Here is a 16,703-nt window from a genome sequence, read left to right as displayed (position 1 = left end):
GCTTCGGGCTCGTGGGCTCGGAGATGTGTATAAGAGACAGCTTATAAACGAGAGGATTATGCTAGATATCAGGCACGTGATAGCGCAGAGTGTTTTTTTTACAAGCAGAAGACGGCATACAAGTTTGCTACGCGTCTCGTGGGCTCGGAGATGTGTATAAGAGACAGGGGCAGTGGCGCGCTCAGGGGAGTCGCGCGTCGCGGAACAGGGACAGGAAACGGTCGTGCAGGATGTCGTTCGTGGCGAGCGTGGACAGCGCCGACAGGGTCTCGGTTCCGTCGAAGGCGGTCATGCGGCCGCCCGCTTCTCGAACGATCGCCACGGCCGCGGCGATGTCGTACTCCTTGACGTCGAACTCGGCGACCATGTCGATGCGGCCCTCGGCGAGCAGCATGTAGCTGTACACGTCACCGTATGCGCGGTCGCGCCAGACGCGATCGGCGACGGCGTGGAGCTCGGGGAGCCGTCCGGCGTCGGCCCACTGGGCGATGCTCTGGAAGCTGATGCTCGCGTCGCCGAGCGAGTCGACGTCTGACACCGACAGGCGGCGGGGGGCGTCGGCAGTGTTCGTCCACGCGCCGAGGCCGTCTGCGGCCCACCAGCGGCGTGACAGCGCGGGCATGCTGACCACCCCGACGCGCGGCACACCGTCGAATGCGAGGGCGATCATCGTGCCCCACAGCGGCACGCCGCGCAGGAAGTTCGCGGTGCCGTCGATCGGGTCGATGATCCACTGACGCCGGGAGTCGCCCTGCGCACCGTACTCCTCGCCGAAGATGCCGTCGCCGGGGCGTTCAGCGGCCAGCAGCTCGCGGACCGCGCGCTCTGTGGCGAAGTCGGCGTCGGTCACGTGCGAGCGGTCTGCCTTGCGCGAGATCTGCAGATCGGCCGCGTCGAAGCGGGGGAGCGACTGGGCGTCGGCGGCGTCGGCCAGCCGCAGCGCGAGCGCGAGATCGGCAGTGAGGTCGGCGTCATCGCGGGTGTCGGTCACGTATCCAGGATAAGCCGCGTCCCTCGCTCGAACCGGCCTGCAGGATATCGGTCCAGACACGAAACGATCCGTTCCGTCCGTCCCGCGCGGCTCCCCTGACAGCCGGGATCCGAGCGCCGAGGGCATCCATGCTCTCTCTCCCGGTGCCGCCTCGCAACCCCATCGGTGGATCTCGCGCCGAGGGCTAACGTGTGGGCATGGCCGACTCTGCACTTGATGCTCGAAAGACGATCTCCATAGACGGTGCGACGGTCGTGCTCTCCGCGACAGAGGACATGGATGAGCTGCAGCACGTCGTTCAGGAGGCCGTCGATCACCACCGCTTCGTGCAGATCACCGCTGCGAACGGCACCGACCTGCGTGTGCTCATGTCTGCGGATCGGCGTGTGACGATCGCGGTGGTGCCGCCGTGGGCGGTGCCGGAAGAGCAGCCGTACGCCGACGTGGACGTCGAGGTGGATGTCGACGTCGGGACGATCGGCTTGTTCGACCTCTGACCGGCGCGGTGCCGTCGGGCTCGGGATCGCTCCACGCGACCGCTGTTCCTCATGGCCCTGACATGAAGAGAGCCCCGATAGATGGCGAGATCTACCGGGGCTGTCCGTGCACCCCCAGGGACTTGAACCCTGAACCCACTGGTATCCAGTGAGCCATACCGGGGCATACTCTGGCGTACCGCCCGCGGAATCACGCGGGAGCGGTATGCCCCGGTACGTCGAGGGATGTCATCAATTCGACGAGTAAACGACGGATTCAGGTGATCGGGCGCGGCTGCTTCTGATCAATCACAACACCCGACGCATCCTCGACGATGAGGAAGCTGATCCCCTCGACAGAAGCCTTCGGCAACAGCGTCGACAGCGCCTGCGCAGCACGCTCACCGAGAGGCTTCCGGTTCGGGTCGTCGGCAGCGACCTGCAGCGTGACGAACGCGTTGCTGTTCTCGACGCGCACCCCGTTCACATACCCGTACCAGAGCGACGGATCGGACGCGTAGACCGCGGCCGGCTCTTCGCCGCCGAACGCATCCTTCAACGCAGCCTCGACCATCGCCGCGCGCTCGACGTCGCTCGGCCCAGCGGGCGTTGGCTCCTCGATCGGCGTCGCGCTGGGGTCGGGTGTCGCGGTGGCGGCAGCCGCGGGCGGCGTGGACGGTGCTGCGTCGGGCTCGTCACGGTTGCCGTTGACGAGGTTCGAGATCCCGCCGATAACGATCACGGCTACGACGATCGCCCAGATCCAGACCTTCTTGTACCAGGGCTTCTTCTCAGGAGTGTTCGATGGCATGACCGGAGCCTACCGGCCGCGACATGCGGTCTGCCTTCACCCCATCTCGCGCGCGTCCGCAATCCTCGCGTGGCGCCGCCAGCCCGCCTTCGCCGCCTGCATGGTTCGGCCAGAGCCCGTTCTCCTGCACGCGCAGATCCACTTCGCCCGGATCCGGCCAACGGCGTCTTCTACAAGGGCAATCTCGTCGAGATGGTGCATGGCCCTATCGTCGAGGTGACCACCGACATACGCTGTCGGCATGGACGACCTCGACGTCGGCGCGCAGCCGACCTGCCCCGAGTGCTCCGTGGTGATGCGCACCGAGCCGCATGCGTTCGTCTGCCCGCACTGCGGTCACCTGCAGCTGCTCGACGAGGTGGACATGCCACCCGAGTTCGACGGCCCGAGCCTGCACGGCGGCTAGCCCTCGGGGTCTGCTTCCTCGACGAGCTTGATTCCGCCGGTGCTGTTCGCTGAGCGCATCAACCGGTCCAGCCATGCGGCGTTGAAGTCCCTAGGCGCCGTTCCCTCGAAGACGAAGCGGAGGGGAATCGAGGGATGCAGCCAGATCGTCTCCTCGTCGCCCGATTCCGGGTGCTGCCATGACAAGGTGAAGCTCTCGTGACGACGGAGCTTCGTCGTGATCACAGCCTGCAGGTGCGCGAGCGTGCGGTCATCGACACGCAGCGGTTCATCTGATTCGCCGTACTTGAGTACCCCCATGCCGCCCAACGTAACCGAAGAGATGATCGCGCCCCAACTTGGTTCCGCCCGGAGTCGAGAGTTCAAGCGCACCGGGCGTCGGACGTAGAATCTAAGCTCTCGGCCGGAGGAAGGAATGCACCGGCCATGGGACGACCCTCAGCGTTGCGCGAAGCATCAGCCGACAGACGGTCGCAGGAGCAGTCGATCCTCGCCGCGGCGAAGCACGGTCCGTTACAGTCGCTCACCGAACGTGAGCTCGAGGTGCGTGGCCAGCCCCTCACCATCTACCCGTGGAACGCCCAACGGCGCGTGAAAGCCTGGGTGCGGTTCGGGCCCGAAGCGATCCGAGTCGACGCGAAGATCGTCCGCTCCACCCCGATCGCTGCCGGCATCGAGTTCAAAGCCGATGGGCAGACGTACCGGTGTTGGGTGTGGGGTAACGCCGTCCAGCTCGCTGAGTGAGATTTGTTTCCTGGCTTATGCTCTTAGACGGCCGGAAGCCCCGACGGTCGGTCGGGGCTTCCGGGTGCGCTGCCACTCGCGCTCTCACGCCCCGTGGTGGGGCGCTTGCGGGACTTGAACCCGCACCTTTGGTTCCTGCGCAGTTGCGCGGGAGAAGAATCACCGCCAGGTTAACATGCATGTCCGCTCACCCGTCTGAGGTCATCCTCCCCCGCGATATCAGCGACTGGGTATTCGTCGAGTCGTTCCGCGACCTGGAACGACGATGCTCGCTGGGTCTCCCGTCATCGAGGTACGAACTTCTCGGCATCTCCGCACTTCTCAGGCGCTTGCTCGTCGACAAGCAACCTCTGCTGCATACAGTGAACGCCTCTCGACACCGCAAGATCGAATTCCGCTTCAGAGAAGCAGAGATGATGCAAGCGATGGACAGGGCGGATTTCGATACTTGGATGGTGCCCTTGTACGCGGCGTCTGGTGACGCCTTCTCCGACCCGTCTGCTCCCGCGCGGCCCCTGGCTGCCTTCTTCCGGGCGACAGTGGGAGAGGTCGCTCGCGAGCCGGTTGCGGTACTTGACCTGGTGAAGTACTTCGCTCATGTCGAAGGAGGTGTGCACCGCTTCCCTCCGACGACGGAGTTCGAGACCTTGATGGCGGGGATGGTGACCGCGATACCTGCGACAGGTTGGGCTTGGCTTAGTACCCTCCGGGCGGTCGGTGCCGTCACTGTTGAGGCGCTCAGAGCGCTGGCCACCGAGGTTGCCGCCACGATCCCGCCTGAGCAGGGGCCCGTCTCGCTCTCAGTCATGTGTATCTCCACCGACCCGGATGGTTTCACCCATGACTTGTCGCGGTATCGGTCGACCTGATCGCGAAAACGCCCCCCACCCTCCACAACGGGGAGCATGAGGGGCGTTTCAGCTGCAGCACGTGGTCAGTAGCTCTGCGGGGACGTGCGCTGCTCGATCGCAGTCGCGGTGCTCTTCGTCACCATGGCGTAGGAGGCCTGGGCGACGACGATCGCGAGCAGCACGAGCACGGGCCAAGCGGGGACGGTGTCGCCGGTGTAGACATAGTAGAACGCGAGAACGATCGCAGTGAGCACGACCGCGACGACCACCGCAGCGACCTTCTTGAGCGTCGGCGACCAGGACGGCCGCTGGATGAGCGCCTGCACGTACGGGGCGAGCAGTGCCAGCAGCACGAGCACGCCGGCGGGGATGGTGGGCAGTTCGATGTTCATGAGGATGATTCCTTCCGGGCGCGGCGCACCCAGTGCGGGGGGATGGTGTCTTCGATGAGGGCGATGTCGGACGGGTCCAGATCAGGGCCCGTGTCGGTCGGCCACTGGCGGGCGATCGCTCGGAGGATGCGCGCGAACGCCGACGACTTCAGCCGGTCCTTCTCCGTGAGCTCGGCGACCGCGCTCTTCAGCGTCCCGATCTCCGCCCATGCACCCTCGAGCTGCTCGGCCACGCGAGCATCGATCCGCGCGTCGAGGGCGGTCTTCGCGTCCGTCTTCGTCTTTCCTCGGGTGGCGAGGAAAGTGGTGGCGGCCGCGCCGAGCACACCGATCGTGGTGATGATGGCGACGATTTCCGTGGGGCTCATACCTCTTCCTCCCGGCGGTCCTTGATCTCCTCCCCCAAAAGGGACAGTCGGAAGATCGGTAGGGGCAACGCCAGGACGAGGACGAACGCGGCGAACCCGGCTGATGGGTCGGGGTTGGTGCGGAACAGTGCCACGGCGGCGGCGTAGGCGGCGAGCAGCGCGACGAGGGTGACCTTCCCGGCGATCTCCCACCGCCACAGGCGAGGGAAGATCACTCCGAGCAGGCAGACCAGCGCGGACACGGCCAGGGCGATCCCGGCCATGTCGATCACGTGCTGCTCGAACAGGGCACGCAGCACCGGCGACCCGAAGCATGCGGCCCAGATTCCGCCGCCGATTGCGACGAGATCGTAGACCGGCAGGGCGACCCGTTTCAGGTTGCGGAACTTCCACTCATCGGGCGGTATCGCGTCCGGGTGCCAGATCGACGCGCGCCACAGCGCGGCGAACATCAGCTCAGGCGGCCGATGAACTTGTCGAACCCGGCGTTCGTGAAGCGCAGCGCGCCCGCCGGCATGCCGACCTGCTTCGCCCACTTGTCGGCGTCGGCGAGCGTCAGCCACGAGAAGTCGCAGCTGAAGCCGGATTCGGTGTTGACGAACGCGACCCGACGGTCACGGTCTGACAGTGCCTTGCCGTTGTTGTCCTTCTCGGTGACGATGACCTCGGTTGCCATGATGATCTCCTTCGGTGTGGGGGCGGCGGGCTCGGATGCCCCGCCAGCGGGTGTTGCGGGTGGGGTGAACGTCGGCACCACCCACGGGTCGTTGAAGTCGCCCACATGCCAGAGCTCACGGGGCGACACGAAATCCGTGGTGAGGCCGACGAGACGCATGATCGCCACGAACCTGCCCCACGCCTGGACGTCGTCGCGTCCGAGCTGCTGCCAGTTGGCGACGTCGATCGCGAACACTTCCCGGCCCCCGTACCGGCCACCGTGAGATGACCAGCCAGGGGCGGCAGCGAACCGGCCGTAGTGGTTCTTGTACCGCACCTGCGCAGGGTAGGGGCGGTACCCGTTCCACCCGCCGAGCCCATCCACATCCCCGGTGATGTACAGCCGGACACCGTACTTCGCCAGGGCGAGGCGCACGGCCTCGTCCCACCGGGCGTTCAGGCTCGGGGTGAGGTAGATGTTGTCCCCACGGTGGATGAACGCCGACAGCGGGTATCTGCCATTCGCATACGTGAAAGCCACGCCGCCCCCCTTCTCATAACGAAACCCCCGCCGTGGCGAGGGCTTGGAGTTGCGAGCGATCAGCCATAGAGAGGACGATCGCGGTAGGCGAGGATGCCGTGCCGGTACCCGAAGTAGTCCTGCGTGGTCGTGTACGTGTCGATCAGCTTCTGACTGTCGGCGTTCGGCCAGAGGGCGTGCAGCGGGTCGACGTGCGCTTGGATGCGGACGGTGCTCGACCCAGCCCAGTACGGGTACTCCGCGGGCACGGCTGTCCACCGTGCGACACGCTCCCACAGACCCTTGAACGTCGAGCCGTCGGAGGTGCGGAAGTCGTACAGCCACTCGCCGTTGAACCGTGCGATCTCCGCCGTCTGAACCATCGCGTTCAGCAGGAAATTGCTGTAGTAGAGGCCGTTGTCGCCGCGCAGGATCTCCCGGAACGGGATGTTGTCCTTCACGTCACTGTCGAACACCTCACGCCACCTGGCGATCGCTTTCGTCATCGTCGGCCGGTCGTTCAAGAACGCGGCCGCGGCGACGTTGTACATGCACCCCCACATGGCCCGGTTCTCGGTCTGCACGAACGCGGAACTGTACGACAGGCCACGGGAGACGATGTTCTCCATCGCGGTCTTCAGCGACGGAGTGTATGCGGCTGAGTCGCTGATCAGTTGCGCGGCCTGGATGAACAGGGGGAACTTGTTCGACCAGTTCAGGCGGCTATCGCCTGCGGTCGAGATCGTGCCGATATTCGCCCACGGGGTGATGATCCGCGCTACCGCTTCCGCATCCGCAGGGTTGCCGAGCATCCGCCAGCGGATGCCGAGATCTACAGCCTTCTCGGCATCCGCCCGGAACACGGCCAGCAGCGCATCGCTCGCGGCGGGGTTGTCGTAGTATGGCGGGAAGTCCCACGGATCGAGCGGCCCGACCGGGTTGTACGTGTTGTCGACAGCGAGAATACCTGACCACTTCTGCGCCATACGCATAGGCAGCCCGTCGGCGATCATCTGCTGCAGCGTCGAGAGCCGGCCCTCGTTGAACAGCGGCATCGACGTGCCGAACTTCTCGGGCTGCGACACCTGCCGCGCCCGCTCAGCGGTCATGAACACGTCAGGACATCCTCTCGAGCTGCACACCGACGAGGAAGATCGGCGCGGGCAGGGTGTCCGCTGCGACGTTGCCGTTGCGCTTCACCGTCACCGACACCCGAGATTTGCCCGTCAGGGTGATGTCGCCAGTGATGAGAGCGCTCGCGAACTGGCCAGCGGCGGGCGCGACGATCGTGTTGCTGACCTCTGTTACCGCGGTAGGCGCGGAACCGTCCGACAGGGTTGCAGCTGCGCGCGAGACGCGCACATCACCCGCACCCGCGCCCGCAGGGACGTAGTAGGAGATTCGCACCCGTGCGGTGTTCCACCCAGACGGCACCTGAACGGTGCCGGTCAGGCCGAGCAGCGCGTCGGCGGTGAGCTCGCGGCCGTACAGCTCGACACCGGCCATGCCGACGTTCTTCAGCAGCACCGTGTCACCGTCGCGCGGGGTCATAGCCACATCGACCGCGGTCGGGGACATCGCTGCGGCTGTCGCTGCGCGAAGACCCGAGTTCGGGTTCTGCATCGCCGCGATGACCTCGGCGAGCGTCGTGACCGCGGGGTTGGCCCAGTAGTCACCGGGCTGCATCAGCAGACCCGGGTCGACGGGGCCGAAGAAGATGTTGACCGCGTTGGGCACGCGCGTTGGGTAGGCGGACCCGTCCCAGACGAGCCGCGTCGGGTATGCCTCGTTCAGCGCCGACCGGGTGTCCGAGTCCACCGCGCCGACGTACGCCGCGACGGCAGCGTCGTTCTCGATCGCGTTCACGCCGGGCAGGCCCCGCGGCACCTTGAAGTGTGCGTGCTTCACCTCGGTCGTGCCCGACATGATCACTTCGGCGTTGTCGCCTGCCGCGACGGATTCCGCGGAGGCCGACGAGAGTGTGCCCGGCAGGCCCTGCTCGCCCTTCTCGCCCTGCGGGACGGCGAAGTGCACGTGCTTGTTCGTCTGCCCCGTCATCACCACCGACGCGGGTGTGCCCGCCGGAAGAGTGGCGACAGACACCGACCCGATCGTGCCGACGTCGCCCTTCTCGCCCTTCGGGCCACGGATGTTGTCAACCAGTTCCCAAGCCATCTCAGCTCCAAACTCTTACGTCACCCGTGGTTGGGTGAATCCAATAGATGCCCGGCCTGTTCACCGGAGGTGCGGTTGTCGCGTACCAAACGCGGGTGAGCGTCGATCCCGGCATGGTGGAGATCGGCCCGCCGCCCGGCTGGGCAGTGAAGTCCCACTGCGCCCACCCGACTGGATCGTTCCCGGCGTTCAGCCACTCGCAGCGCAGCGAGTACGCGGTCGGCGGGATGAGATCGATCGACGCGATGAGGTCGACGGAGAACGCACCTGTGGATGCGACCGGGACGACAATCGGTTTCGCGGCTGCGGGACCGGACGGGGAGAACGCGTCACGCAGCGGCACGACCGTCAGCTTCGGGATCGCGTCCGGGAACGGTGCCTCACCGAAGTCCGTCAGCTTGCCCGTGTACGCGTAGACCGCCATGCGGACCTCCAAGACAGAGAAGAGGCCCTGAGCGGGGCCATCCGAAGAGGGGAGGTGAGACAACGGTTCATCGCGGACCGCCGGTGACGAATATCCAGACCACAACCGCGATGCCGCAGAGCAACGCGAGCGCGCAGTAGGTAAAAGCCACGCCGATCGCCGCCGGCATCGGAAGCCAGAAAAGTCCGACAAGAGCACAGGCAGCGAGCAAGACTGCGGCAGTGAGAACAGCTGCGAAGAATCGCATGTGGAAACCTCCTATGTAGGATTCGGGGATGCATCAGCTCCCCCCTTTCGCCGAAGCGCTGACCATCGAATGGGGCACCGTTCCCGACTGGGTCGCGGCTATCGGCACGGTGCTCGCATTTGTGGTGGCGGCTGTTGCATACGCAGGTAGCGTTTGGCTTTCGCGAGAAGCTCAGGCCAGGCAGGTTTCGATGTCGCAGCTTCAGATAGACGTGGTGGAGGCCGGTACATCCCTTGGGCTGGCCCAGCCGATGGTCCTGATCGGCGTCCCCGTTGACCTCTCGCAGCCGATGCCAGAAGGTCTAGTGCCCGGAGTGCGGGTGGCTCGGCTGAAACTCACCGTTGTGAACAACAGCGACGAGGTCATGGGGCCCGTAAGTCTGGAGTTCGCCGCGCTAGGGGCGCGATCATTCCTGCGGGATGCACATGGAGAGATCGACCGAATTCAGCCGCACGAGACAGCGACGATCAGAGTCGTGATCCCCGATCACTGGTATCCGATGCACCCTCCCCTACAGGTGCGGATGGTCTTCAGGGACTCAGCGGGACGGTGGTGGCAACGTTTTGAGAACGAACGGGTCAGGAGCGCCCCGCGGCGGATACGGCCCGCCGAACATGCCCGCAAGCAGGCCGCAAAGCTATCTCGGGCCACATCAGTGGAGCGGACGCCCGCGCCGAAGGCTGGTTCCGGTTGGCGGCTCGTCGGGAACGTGAAGGATGGGGTACACGTCGCTCGCTAGTAGTCAGCGGGTGCGATCTCTGACTTGCCGCCAGTGTGTAAACTCAGTTACCATCGGTGCATGTCCGCACTCGATGAACTCCGACAGCTCGGAGACGCCTGGCAGAACCGCCCGCAGCTCATCGAGCAGGCCCGCCAGGAAGACGCCACGTGGGCGGCGATCGCGGACGCCCTGCACATGACCCGTCAGGGAGTCGTCAAGCTGCACGCCACGCTCAAGGAGAACCAGTCGTGAAGAAATCCGGCATCGCCGCTATCGCAACCGCCGCCGTGCTGGTCATCGGCGGAGGTGCCGCGTACGCGCTCAGCACGAACGGCCAGGCCGCGGAAGGGCCGGCGGTCATCGCGGCCACCGCAACAACCACGCCGACGCCGGACGCCACGGAGAGCGCAGCGCCGCTCGTCGCAGAGACTTCGGCTCCGCCGACGGCAGCAGAGAACGCCGAAGACGCGTTCCTCATCGAGGCCCGCTCCCGTCTGGCGAAGATCCGCACTCAGATCCCCGATGCCACCGACGCTCAACTTCTGGACGCCGCACACGAGGCGTGCGAACGGATCGAGGGCGGTGAGTCCAGCGCCGAGATGTCGTTGATCGACGGAGAGACGAAGAGCGACGCCGGCTACTTCATGGACAGCGGCGCGATCATCACGTCCGCGCGCCTTACGATGTGCCCGCCTACGGAATGATCCGGTAGACGCCGCCCGATTCGTCTGCCCAGACAGTTCCCGCGGGAGCGCCGTTCGCTAGAGCAGATTCGCGCACGTTCAGTCCGCCCATGCGGTGACCGCTCGCGCTGATTGAGTACGACCGGGTGCCGTACTGCAGGGACACCAGCCCACTGCCGACATAGACGCGGTTCGCGCCCTGGATCATGCGGATGCCACCACCGGGATCAGCGGAAACCTCCGCACCCCCCGGGAAGGTGACGGAGCCGCCACCGCTCGGGTCGATGATCATCCCGTCGACCTTGATGCGCCCACCGGGGAGCAGCTCGAAATCGCCCGTAAGCTTCACGTTCCCGGTGATCTCACCCGCACCGACCAGCTTCCACGGCCCGTTGACCGTCAGCTTCCCGGTGTAGGTGACATCCCCTGTCACCGTCTGCGCGCCGCGCAGGTTCATCGGGCCAGTCCAGTCGAAGACGCCCGACCCCTCAAGGCGCCCTGTGACGCGCTGCGTGCCGGTGACGATCCACCAGCCCTCGACCTTCCCCGACCCCTCGACGAGGATCGATTCGTTGCCGGCGAACCGGGTGCGGCCGTTCGTCACCGACGAGGACCGTCCGTAGACCATCGTCTCGAGTCGGTCCATGCGTTCCAGCAGCCGCCAGAGCGCACGCTCGGGCTGGTCTGGGCGTGAGCGAGAAACCATCAGATCGTCTCCACTGTCAGGGTGATCGTGTGCGGGTCATCGAGCGTCCCGGAGAAGGCGAGCACGCGGTGCTCGGTCCAGCCGTCGTCGATCCACCAGTCGCCGCGGGACTCGATGCGGATGATCGAACCGATGCGCAGCTGCGCGGGGTCGATTCCGCCTTCGTCGACGGCGTTCGTCTTGACGTTGAACGACCACTGCTGCGATGTCGTCACCCGGGTGGCGAGGAACCCCTCAGCCCGCCTGTTCAGGTCGGTGAGGGAGGCATTCTTCACGGTCAGCTTCGTATCGCGTGCGAGACCGGCCGAGACGGGCGCTGCGGCACCGCCACGCACCATGTCCCACTCGGACCCGTCACCGATGCCGTGAACGCCGGTGATCTTGTCCCGACCGATCGTCTTCACACCGACCTCGGTGAGCGGCGACTTGGCGGCCTGCAGGTTCAGCTCGAACGTCGGCCCGCTCAGGTGCGGGGTGCCGATCCTCAGATCCCACCCGAACTTGTCGCCGGTGATGCGCGGGTGAAAGTCCAGGTCGGGACCTCCCGGCATCTCCTCGATCTCCGAGAGCAGCGACTCACCAGATCGGAACTCGTACCCGTCCGTCTTGAACGACTGCGAGCCGGCCTCGTCGGCGGGGATCGTGACGGGCAGCGGCCACGCGGGGCTGATCGGGTCCGTGAAGATGATCTTCGCGATCCGGGAGGCGATGCCTCGCCACGACTTGCCCGTCCACTGGAACGTCTGCGTCGATGCACCGATGCCGAACAGCCACCGTGCGGAGGCGAGCTCGCGTAGATCGCAGTGGATCACGTCGAGCATCCCCTTCGCGGGATGGTAGTCCGAATCGAGAATGAGCCCGTGGTAGACGGGTGTCCCGTTCCAGCAGTGCGCCAGCACACGGTCTCGCGGGCGGTCCTTCCCGAACAGATCGTGCACGTCCGCTTTGGACAGGCCCGGATTGGGGAAGGTGTGAGTCTGGTCGGTCACGCCGCCGCGCTGCCAGGCGCCCGAGGATGCCTCGACGGTCTCGAGGCGGTCGCCGGACTGGGCGTCCCAGATGACGGTCGACCATGGCCCGTTCGACATGCGACCTCCTACACGAATGTGTCGTCGACGTCGACGAGCAGCTGACCTGCCGTGATGCTGATCGACGTCACCGGCAGCCCGGGCGGGATCGTGAACAGGTCCGCGCGTGCGACGCCGCCGAGCACCCGGGTCCCGCCGACGTACAGCCGCCCGGTGCTCATCTCGAACCGGTGAGGGGCACCGGCGACCAGAGGCCGTGTGACGACGATGCGACGACCAGCGGGACCGTTGATCGTGTATCCGCCAGCCGATGCACCCGTGATGGTGAACACCGGCAGAGCGGGGAAGTTCCCGCGCTGGAACACCTGTAGCGACGATGCCGGCCCGAACGGAGACCCATCGGGCGACTTGTTGGTCTGGTACTTCCGAGGATCGGGGCGCCACCAGGAGACGGACCAGCGTGCCCGCTTCCCTGTGCCGTCGTCCTTGAACGACGGGCGCGTGCCGGCGGCGATGCGAGCCTCTGCCCGCAGCGTGCGGTCGTTGCGCTCGATCGACACATCGAACTTGCCACCGTCTGCGCCATGCCCGATGAACTGGTCGCGGAGGTTCTCGAGCTCCGTTCGGGTATGGGCGATCGCCCACCCTTCCATCGCGACGAGACGCCCGGACAGGAAGCCGGGCATGTCGAAGTCGCCGTGCGCTTGCGGGCGGGAGACGGTGTCCGACCGCATGGTCGCACCGTCGTCCCACCCGTCGAAGCCGTCACGGGCGACGTAGAGCCCCTTGATGCGAGTTTTGCCCTCGGGGGACTGCTTGATCCGCAGTCCCCCGGAGCGCACCTGAAGCAGCGTCATCTGTCACTGTCCTCTCGCGTTCAAGAAACCGGCCACCGTGTTGGCAGCCACATGACCCATCTCGACCGCGTCCGCACCGTGAGCATCGATCTGCACCAGCGGGCCGACAACCCCAGCGCCGGCGGCTTCGCCGCCGGCGCCAGGAGCTCCCTGCGCGCCCTGCCCGGCCTGCGACGCGGTCATCGTCGCCGACACACTGGACATCGCAGCCTGCGCCCGCTGGGACGCCGACGTGGCCATGCCGACCAGCGCGTCACCGAAGCTTCCCGACTGATCCGAGGCGCCCGCGGTGAACTGCTCCATCGTCGCCGCACCCGACGACTTCAGCCGCCGCCAGCCCGCCGCAGCGAGAGGGCCACGCTTCGCCGGCGAGTGCGGGAAGAAGTCGAGGATGCCCCCGACCACTTCGCCGATCGCGTCGCCGACGGATCCGACCATGCTGAAGAAGCCGTCGATGATGCCCTGGATGATCTGCGCGCCGAGGCCGAGCCAGTCGACCTCGATCAGACCGTTCCAGATCGCCTCGATGATCTGCGGCAGCATCTCCACGATCTGCGGGATCGCTTCGATGAGGCCGGTGATCAGCGCGACGACGAGGGTGATGCCCGCCTCGATCAGCTGCGGCAGCATCTGCAGCAGCCCCGAGAGGAGCTGCAGCACGAGCTCGATCGCCGCGGTGATCAGCATCGGCAGCGCCTCGACCAGCCCGGTGATCAGCGACATCAGCAGTTGGATGCCAGCGTCGATGATCAACGGCAGGTTGTCGATGATCGCCTGCAGCAACCCCATCACGAGCGACAGAGCCGCCTCGATCAGCAGGGGCAGCGAGTCGATGATCCCGCGGATGAGTGCCATCAGCAGGTCGATGCCGCCCTGGATGATCAACGGCAGCGCGGTGATGATCCCGTTCAGCAGGGCCGTCACCAGCTGCAACGCTGCGGTGATCAGCATCGGCAGGTTCGAGATGATCGCCGTGATCAGCCCGTCGACGAGCGCGATCGCACCGTCGATGAGCAGCGGAACCGCGGTCACCAGACCGTCGACGAGCGCCTCGATGATCCCGACCGCTGCGGTAACCAGCTGCGGAACCGCGCCGAGGATGCCGTCAACGATTCCGGGCACTGCCCCCACGACACCATCGATGAGCTTCGGCAGTGCGGCGACGACCTGGTCGATGATCCCGGTGATGCCCGACACCAGCCCGGACACGTCGCCGCCGGACAGCGCGAACGCACCGAACGCGGCCGCAGCGATCCCGAGCGGACCACCCAGCAGCGCCAGCCCCTTACCGAGACCGGGGAGCAGCGCGCCGAGCGGGCCGAGCTTCGCCAGGAGACCTGCGAGCCCGCCTGCGCCGAGGGCGGCGAACGCGCCGCCGAGTGGGGCGAGGATCGGCAGGAACTCCTTCAGCTTCGCGGCGGCGTTGCTGCTGCCGTCCGCGAGGCCGGTGAAGAACCCGGTGAGCCGATCCATGACAGGACCTGCCATGCGGTTCCACGCCTGACCGAGCTTCTCCGCCCGTTCTTCGAGCGGGCCCATGGCCTTCGTGACCGACTGGATCAGCGGGCCGATCTTCGAGTAGAACGAGCCCTCGCCGAGCCCGCCGAGCGCGTTCGCGCCGATGCGGCCCATCGCGGCGAAGAAGTTCTTCGTCGCGCCGGGGACGGTCTTACCCATCTCGTCCGCGACCGTGCCAGCGGCGACGGTCGCTGCCTTCGAGAACGTCTCGAAGTCGACCTTGCCTTCGGAGGCCATCTTGAACACTTCGCCGGCGGTGACGCCGAGGACCTTCGCGAGCTCCTGGTAGATGGGGATGCCTTTGTCGGCGAGCTGCCCGATCACGTCGTTCTGCACACCGTTGGCTTGCGTGGCGGCCTTGTTGAAGATCGAGCCCATGTCCTCCATGGACAGACCCGCTGCCGAGGCGTTGTTCGCGACGGCCTTCAGGTGCGCCTGCAGGTCACGGCCGGGCTTGATGCCCGCCGCGACGGCAGCGCCGGCGACGGTTGCGGCCTCACCGAGACCGAACGCGGTGCCCTTCACGGACGCGGTCGCGTCGGCCATGATGGCCTTGATCTCGGCGGCGTCCTTCCCGAAGCCGCGCAGCTTCGCCTGGGCGGTGTCGATCGCGGTCAGGCGACCGAAGCCCTTGCCGAGCGCGATGCCGATGCCGGCGACCGCGGCGGTGACCCCCGCAGTCGCGGTGGATCGCAGCGCAGCGCCGAGCGCCGCCCCTGCGCGGCGCCCGATCGACGCCGCGCCGGAGACCATGCGCTGCAGTCCAGAGACGGCCGAGTCGCCAACCCTCGCCCACGCCGACCTGCTGGTCGTGGCGCTCGCTGAGGTCGCCTTCTTGACCGCGTCCTGCGCGCCCCGAAGGCGTGTCGTCGCAGCTGTCACGGCATCCGTGGCGGCCTTGTGAGAGCGGCGCGCGGATGCGAGACGTTCCTCGGCGGCGACCGCCTGCGAGGATGTCGCGCCCGACTTCGCGATCACTTCCTGAAGCTTCGCCTCAGCGACCCGGACTTTGCCGGCTTCGTCCTGCTGCTTCAGTCGAGTCTTCGACAGAGCAGCGGCAGCAGCCGCCACCTCACGGCTGAGGCCCTTCATCGCCGACGCACCGAGGTTGCCCGCGGACGACGCGAGCGCCGACTTCAGCCCCTTGCCGAGCGAGCGGCCGGCGTTGGTGCCAGCGCTGCGGAAGCCGCCCTCGAACGTCTTCGCACCGGCGGCACCGGCCGCCTTCGTCTCCTTCGCGACACGAGCCTTGAAGCCCGTCATCACGGGGAAGACGGAGACGTGACCGGAACCGACCTCGGAAGACATCAGCACCCCCTCAGGTCATGACGAGAACACCAGCCCCTCGTCGAGGGCGGCCTGCGCTTCGGCGACCTCCGCGGCATCCGCGGTCGGTTCGTTCTTCGGCAGAGCCCACGGCATGAGCTTCTTCGCCGCCTTCTGGTCACCGATCTGCGCCATCAGAGACAGCAGCTCGAGTGTGGATGCGGGATACGCCCATCCTGCGAGCTCCGCCCCGAGCGGGGTGGACGGGTCGACCGCTGCTCCCTCGAGGAGCAGTTTCGCTTCGCCCCAGAGGAGCCGGTCGCCCAGATCAGAGATACCTACACCGAATGCCCGCAACGTGCGGGCTGCGACGCCCCGGTGCTCTCGGATGATCTGGGCGACCGCGATCATTCCGGGAAGGCCGCCTGCTGCACGCGCTGAAGGGTCCGGAAGTACTTCTCCGCGAGGATTGCGCCCTCGACGAGGTCCCGCTTGCCGAAGTCGGCAGCGGACTGGTCGCCGTGGACCTTCTTCAGGATCGACTTGAACTGGTCGACGGGTGCGGCGCCTTCGGCCTGCAGCTCGTCGACCTCGTCGAGGGTGAGCGAGAGGGGCGCTTCGACGATCGTGCCGTCGGAGAGCCGGCCGATGAAGCGACGCTCGACGATGATGTGCTTCACGTCGGGGACGGCGGCGAGGATCGCCGCGTTCTCGTCCTCTTCGGACCAGTTGTCGAAGTCGTAGTTGGGCTTGGGGGTCTTGGCAGTAGCCATGGTCTGTCTCCTTGTCGGGATTGCCGGGTGGTCGTCGGGTGGGCAGAGAGTGGGTGGCTGGCCGGGGTGACCCGACGACACTCCGGCCAG

The 16,703-nt window shown here is 66.5% G+C and carries 24 protein-coding genes; 7 read left to right on the top strand and 17 right to left on the bottom strand.

The window, feature by feature from the left end:
* Nucleotides 1-181: 181 nt before the first annotated feature.
* Nucleotides 182-991, bottom strand: a complete 810-nt coding sequence (locus tag BFN01_RS02115; RefSeq protein ID WP_071641046.1) for an inositol monophosphatase family protein — start codon at nucleotides 989-991, stop codon at nucleotides 182-184.
* 197 nt (nucleotides 992-1,188) lie between these two features.
* Between BFN01_RS02115 and BFN01_RS02110 the strand changes: the two genes are divergently transcribed.
* On the top strand, nucleotides 1,189-1,488 hold the full coding sequence (locus BFN01_RS02110; RefSeq protein ID WP_071641044.1) for a hypothetical protein: 300 nt from the start codon (nucleotides 1,189-1,191) through the stop codon (nucleotides 1,486-1,488).
* 256 nt (nucleotides 1,489-1,744) lie between these two features.
* Here the strand turns inward: BFN01_RS02110 and BFN01_RS02105 are convergent, their stop codons facing one another.
* Nucleotides 1,745-2,278, bottom strand: coding sequence for a hypothetical protein (locus BFN01_RS02105; RefSeq protein WP_071641042.1), 534 nt, complete (start codon nucleotides 2,276-2,278; stop codon nucleotides 1,745-1,747).
* A gap of 241 nt (nucleotides 2,279-2,519) precedes the next feature.
* Between BFN01_RS02105 and BFN01_RS15355 the strand changes: the two genes are divergently transcribed.
* Nucleotides 2,520-2,684 carry a hypothetical protein gene (locus BFN01_RS15355; protein ID WP_177243783.1) on the top strand — a complete coding sequence of 55 codons (165 nt, stop codon included), beginning with the start codon at nucleotides 2,520-2,522 and terminating at the stop codon, nucleotides 2,682-2,684.
* On the opposite strand, the gene BFN01_RS02100 is transcribed toward BFN01_RS15355, so the two are convergent.
* A complete protein-coding gene (locus BFN01_RS02100) occupies nucleotides 2,681-2,983 on the bottom strand; it encodes a hypothetical protein (protein ID WP_071641040.1) in 303 nt (100 codons plus the stop codon). The two genes, BFN01_RS15355 and BFN01_RS02100, sit on opposite strands and share 4 nt — an antisense overlap.
* Nucleotides 2,984-3,109: 126 nt before the next feature.
* Here BFN01_RS02100 and BFN01_RS02095 point away from each other — a divergent pair, with 126 nt between their 5' ends.
* Both BFN01_RS02095 and BFN01_RS02090 read left to right on the top strand, forming a co-directional pair.
* Complete coding sequence (locus BFN01_RS02095; protein WP_071641038.1) at nucleotides 3,110-3,427, top strand: hypothetical protein; 318 nt, start codon at nucleotides 3,110-3,112, stop codon at nucleotides 3,425-3,427.
* Nucleotides 3,428-3,606: 179 nt separating this feature from the next.
* On the top strand, nucleotides 3,607-4,296 hold the full coding sequence (locus tag BFN01_RS02090; RefSeq protein WP_071641036.1) for a hypothetical protein: 690 nt from the start codon (nucleotides 3,607-3,609) through the stop codon (nucleotides 4,294-4,296).
* A 65-nt stretch (nucleotides 4,297-4,361) separates the two neighbouring features.
* On the opposite strand, the gene BFN01_RS02085 is transcribed toward BFN01_RS02090, so the two are convergent.
* The 8 genes from BFN01_RS02085 to BFN01_RS02050 all read right to left on the bottom strand — a co-directional run bounded on the left by BFN01_RS02085 (nucleotide 4,362) and on the right by BFN01_RS02050 (nucleotide 9,061).
* A complete protein-coding gene (locus BFN01_RS02085) occupies nucleotides 4,362-4,670 on the bottom strand; it encodes a hypothetical protein (RefSeq protein ID WP_071641034.1) in 309 nt (102 codons plus the stop codon).
* The gene (locus tag BFN01_RS02080; protein ID WP_071641032.1) at nucleotides 4,667-5,038 is read right to left on the bottom strand and encodes a hypothetical protein; all 372 of its coding nucleotides are present in this window, start codon (nucleotides 5,036-5,038) and stop codon (nucleotides 4,667-4,669) included. Before BFN01_RS02080 ends, BFN01_RS02085 begins: the two co-directional genes overlap by 4 nt.
* Nucleotides 5,035-5,490: a hypothetical protein gene (locus tag BFN01_RS02075; protein ID WP_071641030.1), complete on the bottom strand. Its 456-nt coding sequence runs from the start codon at nucleotides 5,488-5,490 to the stop codon at nucleotides 5,035-5,037. Before BFN01_RS02075 ends, BFN01_RS02080 begins: the two co-directional genes overlap by 4 nt.
* Nucleotides 5,490-6,236: a hypothetical protein gene (locus tag BFN01_RS02070; protein ID WP_071641028.1), complete on the bottom strand. Its 747-nt coding sequence runs from the start codon at nucleotides 6,234-6,236 to the stop codon at nucleotides 5,490-5,492. The genes BFN01_RS02075 and BFN01_RS02070 overlap by 1 nt, the downstream gene beginning before the upstream one ends.
* 59 nt (nucleotides 6,237-6,295) lie before the next feature.
* A complete protein-coding gene (locus tag BFN01_RS02065) occupies nucleotides 6,296-7,324 on the bottom strand; it encodes an alginate lyase family protein (RefSeq protein ID WP_256221000.1) in 1,029 nt (342 codons plus the stop codon).
* A 7-nt stretch (nucleotides 7,325-7,331) separates the two neighbouring features.
* Entirely contained in the window at nucleotides 7,332-8,390 is a 1,059-nt protein-coding gene (locus BFN01_RS02060; RefSeq protein ID WP_071641024.1) for a hypothetical protein, read from the bottom strand.
* Nucleotide 8,391: 1 nt separating this feature from the next.
* Nucleotides 8,392-8,814, bottom strand: coding sequence for a hypothetical protein (locus tag BFN01_RS02055; RefSeq protein WP_071641022.1), 423 nt, complete (start codon nucleotides 8,812-8,814; stop codon nucleotides 8,392-8,394).
* 67 nt (nucleotides 8,815-8,881) lie between these two features.
* Nucleotides 8,882-9,061: a hypothetical protein gene (locus BFN01_RS02050; protein WP_071641020.1), complete on the bottom strand. Its 180-nt coding sequence runs from the start codon at nucleotides 9,059-9,061 to the stop codon at nucleotides 8,882-8,884.
* A gap of 28 nt (nucleotides 9,062-9,089) precedes the next feature.
* On the opposite strand from BFN01_RS02050, the gene BFN01_RS02045 reads away from it, so the two are divergent.
* From BFN01_RS02045 to BFN01_RS15345, 3 genes are read left to right on the top strand one after another with little or no spacing between them, the layout of a single operon-like run.
* The gene (locus BFN01_RS02045; RefSeq protein ID WP_071641013.1) at nucleotides 9,090-9,800 is read left to right on the top strand and encodes a hypothetical protein; all 711 of its coding nucleotides are present in this window, start codon (nucleotides 9,090-9,092) and stop codon (nucleotides 9,798-9,800) included.
* Between the two features lie 60 nt (nucleotides 9,801-9,860).
* A complete protein-coding gene (locus BFN01_RS15350; RefSeq protein ID WP_177243782.1) occupies nucleotides 9,861-10,034 on the top strand; it encodes a hypothetical protein in 174 nt (57 codons plus the stop codon).
* Nucleotides 10,031-10,486 (top strand): hypothetical protein, encoded by a 456-nt coding sequence (locus BFN01_RS15345; RefSeq protein ID WP_071641011.1) that lies wholly within the window; start codon nucleotides 10,031-10,033, stop codon nucleotides 10,484-10,486. The genes BFN01_RS15350 and BFN01_RS15345 overlap by 4 nt, the downstream gene beginning before the upstream one ends.
* Here BFN01_RS15345 and BFN01_RS02035 read toward each other — a convergent pair.
* From BFN01_RS02035 to BFN01_RS02010, 6 genes are all read right to left on the bottom strand, one after another.
* A complete protein-coding gene (locus tag BFN01_RS02035; protein ID WP_143187131.1) occupies nucleotides 10,476-11,069 on the bottom strand; it encodes a hypothetical protein in 594 nt (197 codons plus the stop codon). The two genes, BFN01_RS15345 and BFN01_RS02035, sit on opposite strands and share 11 nt — an antisense overlap.
* Before the next feature lie 101 nt (nucleotides 11,070-11,170).
* Nucleotides 11,171-12,259 (bottom strand): hypothetical protein, encoded by a 1,089-nt coding sequence (locus BFN01_RS02030; RefSeq protein ID WP_071641007.1) that lies wholly within the window; start codon nucleotides 12,257-12,259, stop codon nucleotides 11,171-11,173.
* An 8-nt stretch (nucleotides 12,260-12,267) separates the two neighbouring features.
* Nucleotides 12,268-13,056, bottom strand: a complete 789-nt coding sequence (locus BFN01_RS02025) for a hypothetical protein (RefSeq protein ID WP_071641005.1) — start codon at nucleotides 13,054-13,056, stop codon at nucleotides 12,268-12,270.
* 3 nt (nucleotides 13,057-13,059) lie between these two features.
* Nucleotides 13,060-15,882 (bottom strand): tape measure protein, encoded by a 2,823-nt coding sequence (locus tag BFN01_RS02020; protein ID WP_143187130.1) that lies wholly within the window; start codon nucleotides 15,880-15,882, stop codon nucleotides 13,060-13,062.
* Between the two features lie 15 nt (nucleotides 15,883-15,897).
* Nucleotides 15,898-16,251 carry a hypothetical protein gene (locus tag BFN01_RS02015; RefSeq protein ID WP_071641001.1) on the bottom strand — a complete coding sequence of 118 codons (354 nt, stop codon included), beginning with the start codon at nucleotides 16,249-16,251 and terminating at the stop codon, nucleotides 15,898-15,900.
* Nucleotides 16,248-16,613 (bottom strand): hypothetical protein, encoded by a 366-nt coding sequence (locus tag BFN01_RS02010; RefSeq protein WP_071640999.1) that lies wholly within the window; start codon nucleotides 16,611-16,613, stop codon nucleotides 16,248-16,250. The genes BFN01_RS02015 and BFN01_RS02010 overlap by 4 nt, the downstream gene beginning before the upstream one ends.
* Nucleotides 16,614-16,703: the final 90 nt, after the last annotated feature.

This window comes from Microbacterium sp. AR7-10, assembly GCF_001878835.1.
Lineage (GTDB): Bacteria > Actinomycetota > Actinomycetes > Actinomycetales > Microbacteriaceae > Microbacterium > Microbacterium commune.
This window is presented reverse-complemented; position numbering and strand designations above follow the sequence as displayed.